This window comes from Burkholderia sp. Ac-20344, assembly GCF_017104975.1.
In the GTDB taxonomy this organism is placed as follows: Bacteria; Pseudomonadota; Gammaproteobacteria; order Burkholderiales; family Burkholderiaceae; genus Burkholderia.
On the sequence record NZ_JAAGPP010000267.1, the window covers coordinates 1 to 6,144 of the forward strand.

Annotated in this window: 7 protein-coding genes and 1 pseudogene; 3 read left to right on the forward strand and 5 right to left on the reverse strand. The window is 68.0% G+C overall.

The features are described 5' to 3' along the window. Nucleotides 1-129 precede the first annotated feature (129 nt). Nucleotides 130-663, forward strand: a complete 534-nt coding sequence (locus tag G3N64_RS37845) for an alkaline phosphatase D family protein (RefSeq protein WP_241021424.1) — start codon at nucleotides 130-132, stop codon at nucleotides 661-663. A gap of 144 nt (nucleotides 664-807) precedes the next feature. On the opposite strand, the gene G3N64_RS37850 is transcribed toward G3N64_RS37845, so the two are convergent. From G3N64_RS37850 to G3N64_RS37865, 5 genes and pseudogenes are all read right to left on the reverse strand, one after another. Then, complete coding sequence (locus G3N64_RS37850) at nucleotides 808-954, reverse strand: DUF3096 domain-containing protein (protein ID WP_085039940.1); 147 nt, start codon at nucleotides 952-954, stop codon at nucleotides 808-810. A gap of 425 nt (nucleotides 955-1,379) precedes the next feature. Further along, nucleotides 1,380-1,493, reverse strand: a pseudogene (locus G3N64_RS37855) (DUF1641 domain-containing protein); the annotation flags it as partial. A gap of 116 nt (nucleotides 1,494-1,609) precedes the next feature. After that, nucleotides 1,610-2,122 carry a low affinity iron permease family protein gene (locus G3N64_RS37860; RefSeq protein ID WP_205788703.1) on the reverse strand — a complete coding sequence of 171 codons (513 nt, stop codon included), beginning with the start codon at nucleotides 2,120-2,122 and terminating at the stop codon, nucleotides 1,610-1,612. 143 nt (nucleotides 2,123-2,265) lie between these two features. After that, nucleotides 2,266-2,394: a hypothetical protein gene (locus tag G3N64_RS40305; RefSeq protein ID WP_277399162.1), complete on the reverse strand. Its 129-nt coding sequence runs from the start codon at nucleotides 2,392-2,394 to the stop codon at nucleotides 2,266-2,268. A gap of 111 nt (nucleotides 2,395-2,505) precedes the next feature. Further along, nucleotides 2,506-3,639: a TIGR03364 family FAD-dependent oxidoreductase gene (locus tag G3N64_RS37865; RefSeq protein ID WP_205788704.1), complete on the reverse strand. Its 1,134-nt coding sequence runs from the start codon at nucleotides 3,637-3,639 to the stop codon at nucleotides 2,506-2,508. A 491-nt stretch (nucleotides 3,640-4,130) separates the two neighbouring features. On the opposite strand from G3N64_RS37865, the gene G3N64_RS37870 reads away from it, so the two are divergent. Together G3N64_RS37870 and G3N64_RS37875 are read left to right on the forward strand one after the other, a co-directional pair. Further along, nucleotides 4,131-5,633, forward strand: a complete 1,503-nt coding sequence (locus tag G3N64_RS37870; RefSeq protein WP_205788705.1) for an efflux transporter outer membrane subunit — start codon at nucleotides 4,131-4,133, stop codon at nucleotides 5,631-5,633. After that, the coding region (locus G3N64_RS37875) for a biotin/lipoyl-binding protein (protein WP_205788706.1) at nucleotides 5,630-6,144 on the forward strand (515 nt) is incomplete at its 3' end. The genes G3N64_RS37870 and G3N64_RS37875, both read left to right, overlap by 4 nt.

Here is a 6,144-nt window from a genome sequence, read left to right on the forward strand (position 1 = left end):
AGATGCCGCCTATCACCTGGCGACAAGCAGTCAATCAGTTCGCCATTCTGTTCGGCGAGCGATTCACCGCCGCCATCAGCTGAGATTCTTTAACCGACCTCAGCACACGAAATTCCTGACACGTCCCTGATGCCTGGCGCACCCAAGACACCGGCGGCCCGCCTCGTGGCCGATTGCGACGCCTGGGACGGCTATCCCGCGCACAAGCACGAACTGCTCGCTTACTTGAGGGAACACGGGATCCATAACGTCGTCGCGATCACCGGGGATCTGCATGCCTTTCAGTGCGGCGTCGTGCGGGACGATCCCGATCCCGCGACGGGGGTACCGGCGATCGTCGACTTCGTCTGTGCCGGCATCAGCAGCGCGTCCTTCTATTCGTACCTGAAAGCCGCATGGAAAGGGACGCCGCTCGCGTCGATGGTGGCCACCCCAGCCAGACTGGACAGCTTCCTGATGGCGAACAACCCCGATCTGTGCCACGCCGACCACGACGCGCAGGGTTATGCGTCGGCCACCGTCACGCCGGAACGCTTTTCCGTCACGTTCAACAAAGTGAAGCCGTTGAACCCGGACGGAACCGCGCCCGCGGATGCCCTGCTTGGCCGCACGCGATTGTCCGTGTCCAGGGATTCGGTCGAGGTTCAGGTCGAACACATCTAGATGCCGACGCACCCGAGTTCATTGCCGAAGACCGTATGGCCGCCGTCTTTCCTCATCCCCGCCCGTCGAGACGTATCGTGCGTTCCCGCACGTTCAAGTGGGTCGCCCTGTCCTGTCGTGCACGGGGCCGCCCCAGGCGAATCGTCAATGGAAATGTCCGCCGAACAGTCCGAGCAATCCTATGACGATCAGGTAGATCGCAACGATGTAATTCAGCAGGCGCGGTACCACCAGAATCAGAATTCCAGCGATCAGCGAGACCAATGGACTCAAGTTCGCGAATACGTGCATGGCGTTGCCCCTTGACAATGGATCGCGACATCGCTGAATGAAGCGCCTCTCCTGAAACACCGGAAACCATGTCGCCTGGAAGTGCGTTCGCTGCCCATTGACATCCGGCTGCCTGGCCGAGACAAGCGCTTGACCCGAAGCATGCCGACGACGGTTCTCTGGGCACCAGGCAAATACGCTGCCGGCGGCCGCGGACCGTACTGCATCAACGTGTGCTTCCTAGCTGCTCGCTTTCAACGGTGCACGCGATTCTCCGCACCGGCGATGTGGACGACGGACATGCGTCGTGCAGCGTTCACTTGAAGATCGGAGCGATTTCCGTACCCGGCTCAACGCGCGCTGCGTCGGTTCGTCGAATTGGCGGCCTGCGCCATGCAGGCGGAACTGCCGGCAAACGCCGAAAAGCTGTGCCAAGCGTGCCCCGGTGCGAACACGGCCTTGCCGAACTGCTCGGGCGGAATGCGCGACAGCGCCGTCACCAACACCGCAAGGTTCCGCCCGCTCCGCATGCCCGGCTTGTCGGGCGCGTCGACGCGTGTGACGCCCGGCCACCCGTTCATGCCGCGACGCCGCGACGCCGGGACAGAAATGACAAGCGCTTGAAAAATCGTCCGCGGATCTCGTGCCGGTCGTGCCGCAGTCGCACTGCCATCCGTCAGGATTCCGGCGAATGACCGGCCGGCTTGCGATCGCGATCGGCACCCTGTTTGTCCTCCCGGGCGGCCACCCGCTTCGCCAGGTCGAGGTAGGTCTGGGCCATCGCGCGCAGTTCTTCCTCCGACGCGTCCTCGATCCCGATCAGCCGGTCGCTTGCCGCGTGGGTGACGGCGACGAGTTCGTCGAGCTTCAGGTGCATCGCGACGCTGTCGCGGTTCTGGTTGCGCTGCAGCAGGAACACCATCAGGAACGTGATGATCGTCGTCCCGGTATTGATGACGAGCTGCCAGGCGTCCGAATAGTGGAAAACCGGCCCCGTGACGAGCCACAGCAGCGTGACGGCCACGGCACTGCCGAATGCGATCGGCGAACCGGCCCACACGGTCACGTGCGACGCGAACCGTTCGAACGCACGCGTGACGGGATGCCGGACCGTGACCGCCCGGGGATCGGCCGGGGTTCGGTCGTGCGCGCCCGACCGGACGCGGGATGGATGGTTCGCTTCACGCATGGCGCCTCCCGGGACAAATATCGATCTCGGCGCACGCGCGGGGCCGCCGCGCGCCATGGCGCGGGGTTCGGTCCCGTATGCGGGCGCCGCGGATGAACGAGCAGCTTGCGTGCCCGGGAGCCTGGCTCGCGCCGCGCGGCAGCTCACGGCGTCATGCGGTGCACCTTCTGCCCGTGCGCCATCGGCGCGCGCTCGTCGCGCTGCGCGGCGATCATCCGGCCCGGTGCGAACCTCGCCGTATCGGCACGTGATGCCCGTCGCAGCCAGGCCAACGCAGGATCTCGTGCAGCCGCCCCGTCACGAGCGGCCCCGTCGATCATCTGCCGCGCGAACCATGTCAATCCCGCGACCCCGGCGCCTGCACGACGCGCGTGTCCGCGCCATCACCACGCGGCAAACACGTCCTGCGCGATCCCGAAACCCGTGCTCATCCCGGCGCCGCTCGTCACGACGACCACGCGTGTGCCGCCGTCCGGCGCTTCGATCACGCAATCCGCATCGGCCGCCGACGGATAGCTGCCGGTCCAGCGTTCGATGACATCCAGTTCCGGCACATCGAGCGTCTCATGCAGCAAGCGCAGGATCTGCGCATCGATCTCCTGCGTCGCGAACGGCAGCGGTGCGGCGCCGTATTCGTGCGAATCGCCCACCACGAGGCTGCCGTCGGCGCTCTGCACCGCGATCAAGTGGATACCGTAACCGAGGCACACGGGCTCCTCCGCGTTCAGGCGCGTGCGCAATGCGCCGGCAGCCGGCAGCGCCGCGAAACCCGAGTACCGCAGCAGGCTCAGGTCGCTCATCACCGCGGCGCGCAGCGCGAGCGGACGGCGCGGCCGCACGCGCAGCATCTGCAACTGGCACAGCCGCACTTCGTGCCGCGCGAACCCGTCGCCGTACAGGTGGCGGCTGTCCGCGTTGCCGCAGACGATCACGCGCTCCGCGTGCAGCACGCCGCGCGACGTTCGCACCGACGGCGTGCGTACCTCATGCACCATCTCGCCGTAGCGAAACCGCACGCCGAAACGTTCCGCCAGCCACGACGCCAGCAACCCGATCGCGGTACGCGGTTCGACGCGCAGTTCATGCGGGCTATGCAGCACGCCTTGCACGCCGTCCAGCCGCAGCGCCGGCGCCACCGCCGCCGCTTCGCCGGGCGTCATGATCCGGCAGCCGTCGGCCATGCCGGTCTGCATGAAGGCATCGACCAGGTGCATCGCCTCGGGGCGACGCGCGATCAGGTGCAGGCCCTTGTGCAGCACGTCGATGCCGGCTTGCGGCGCGACGTCCGCCCAGACCTCGCGGCTCGCCCGCGCACGCCGCCAGCTGTGTTCGGCGTGCTGCCCGGTGACGGTAACGAACCCGAAATTGCGGATCGACGCGCCCACGCAAGCCGCATCGCACTCGATCACGCAGACGCGCAGCCCCTTGAGGGCCGCCGTATACGCATGCGCGAGGCCGACGATGCCGGCACCGACGACGATCACGTCATAAGAATCTGCCGCTGCGAGGGCGTTCACGGTTGCACGTTCCTTCTGTCGAGATGATGCACGCCGCCGCTTCGGCAGCCATGCGCATGGGTCGCCGCTCGCTGCGTCGCATGAACGGATCGCCGGGACCCGGGCAAACGGGCCGGCTCATGCCGATCGTTCCCGGAACCGTCGCCCGATACCACACTGTCGCAACGCGAGATGACATCCGCATGAAAAACCACAAAACAGCATGAATTGGCATATTTCGCCATCTCGACAAGCGAGGACGGCACGCTTCGACCGGGCAGCCGCGATACGGTCCCTCGGTCGGCACGAAGCGGACCGGCGAGACTGGCGCAATCCGCCGGTACGTGGCCTTTTTTGGCGCGCCCGTCAACCGAAGCACCGCTCGAAACGCATTCCCGCCGAAGTGATACAGATCAAGGGTAGACGCCTCAATCGTCGGATATAAGTGAACCCGAAGCGGCGACGTCACGAGGCGGCGCCACCCCGCGTTCCCGTATTCGCCGAGGCCTTCCATGCGCGCCATCGCGCTTCCCGTCGTCTTCCGCATTGCAGCTTTCCGGTACGCGCGTTTCGTTGCGCTCGCAACGGGTATCGGCCTGCTGTCCGGATGCCTGTCGCTCGCACCGCCGGACCAACGTCCCGCCGCGCCGATTCCCGCCGCCTTTCCGGATCCGTCGGCCAGCATCACGCCCACGTCCGCGGCCGCGCAGGTGCCCGCCTGGCAGGACTACTTCGTCGATGCGCGTCTTCGCGCGCTGATCGCGCATGCGCTGGCCAGCAATCGCGACCTGCGTGCGGCCGTCGCGCGTGTCGAACAGGCACGCGCCGTCTACGGCATCCGCAGCGCGGACCAGTGGCCGACGATCGGCGCCGGCGCGGCCTATGCACGGTTTCGCGCACCGGGCGGGCTGCTCACGCCGACACCGTTCATCGGGCAGGTCTACGAGGTCCGGCTGGCCGAAACGCAATGGGAACTCGATTTCTGGGGCCGTGTGCGCAACCTGAAGGAAGCCGCGCTGCAGCGCTATCTCGCGAGCGACGCGGCCCGGCGTGCCGCCACGTTGACTGTGATCACCTCGGTCGCCAACGCGTATCTGACGCTGTGCGAGTACGACGAGCGCATCGCGCTGACCCGCGCGACGATCGACACGCGCCGCGAGTCGCTGCGGATTTTCCGGCTTCGCCACGCGGCCGGCGCGATCTCTCGCCTCGACCTGACGCAGGCCGAGATCCTGCTGCAGCAGGCGGAATCCCTCGGCGCCCAGCTGCAGCAGGCGCGCGCGGCGGCGGCCGATGCGCTGGCGTTGCTGGTCGGTGCGCCGCCGGATCTGGCCGGCATGCCGCTCGCGCTCGACGACGGCGCCGTCGCACCGTCGCTCGCCCCCGGCCTGCCCTCGTCGCTGCTTGCCCGGCGGCCCGACGTGATCGCGGCCGAGCACGAGTTGCAGGCGGCCCGCGCGAACATCGGCGCGGCGCGCGCCGCATTCTTTCCGCGCATCGCGCTGACGAGCTCGATCGGCTCGGGCAGCAGCGCGCTGCGTGACCTGCTGACCTCCAGCACCGGCGTCTGGTCGGTGATCCCGAACGTGACGCTGCCGCTCGTCGACGGCGGCCGCAACCGCTCGAATCTCGCGCTGGCGCACGCGCAGCGCGAAGAAGCGCTCGCGCGGTACGAGCGAACGATCCAAAGCGCGTTCCGCGACGTGTCCGACGCGCTCGCGTCCCGTTACTGGCTGGCCGACGAGGTGCGCATCGAGCACGCGACGCTGGCGTCGCAGGCCGAACGGGCCCGCCTCGCGACGTTGCGCTACGACAGCGGCGCGACCCGGTTCCTCGAGGTGCTCGACGCGCAGCGGGACCTGATGAACGCGGAGCAGCAATGGGTGATGACGCGTCGTGCGCTGCTGTCGAGCCGCGTCGCGCTGTATGGCGCGCTCGGCGGCGCCACGCGCGACAGCGACGCACCCGCCGCGCCAACGACCAACGATTCGACGATTCCGGAATCCACACGATGAAAACCCTCAAGCGCCCTCTTCTGATCGGGGCAGGCGTCGCCGTGCTCGCGATCGGCATCACGTACTACGGATGGACGCGCTGGCGCGACGGACAGGCCGATGCCGGCCTCGTGAGCGGCAACGGCCGTATCGAGGCGACCGAGATCGACGTCGCGACCAAGCTGCCGGGGCGCGTCACCGCGATGCTCGTCGACGAAGGCGACTTCGTGAAGGCCGGCCAGCCGCTCGCGCGCATGGACGTCGTCGTCCTGCAGGCACAGCTCGACGAAGCGCGCGCCCGGGAGCAGCAGGCTGTGAACACGGCGGCGAGCATCGACGCGCAGGTCGCGCAGCGGCGCAGCGACAAGGCGGCGGCCGACGCGGTCGTCGTCCAGCGGGAAAGCGAGCTGGACGCGGCGACGCGGCGGCTCGCGCGCTCCGAGACGCTGTCGCGCGACGGCGCGTCGTCGATGCAGGGGCGCGGCGAAAGGAGGGAGGGGGCGGGGGGGGGGAAGAGGGGGAACAATGGGGA

Excerpts from the sequence above, each read along its gene's own strand:
- G3N64_RS37850 (WP_085039940.1), bottom strand. The coding sequence starts at position 954 with ATGCACGTATTCGCGAACTTGAGTCCATTGGTCTCGCTGATCGCTGGA.
- G3N64_RS37860 (WP_205788703.1), bottom strand. The coding sequence starts at position 2,122 with ATGCGTGAAGCGAACCATCCATCCCGCGTCCGGTCGGGCGCGCACGAC.
- G3N64_RS37845 (WP_241021424.1), top strand. The coding sequence starts at position 130 with ATGCCTGGCGCACCCAAGACACCGGCGGCCCGCCTCGTGGCCGATTGC.
- G3N64_RS37870 (WP_205788705.1), top strand. The coding sequence starts at position 4,131 with ATGCGCGCCATCGCGCTTCCCGTCGTCTTCCGCATTGCAGCTTTCCGG.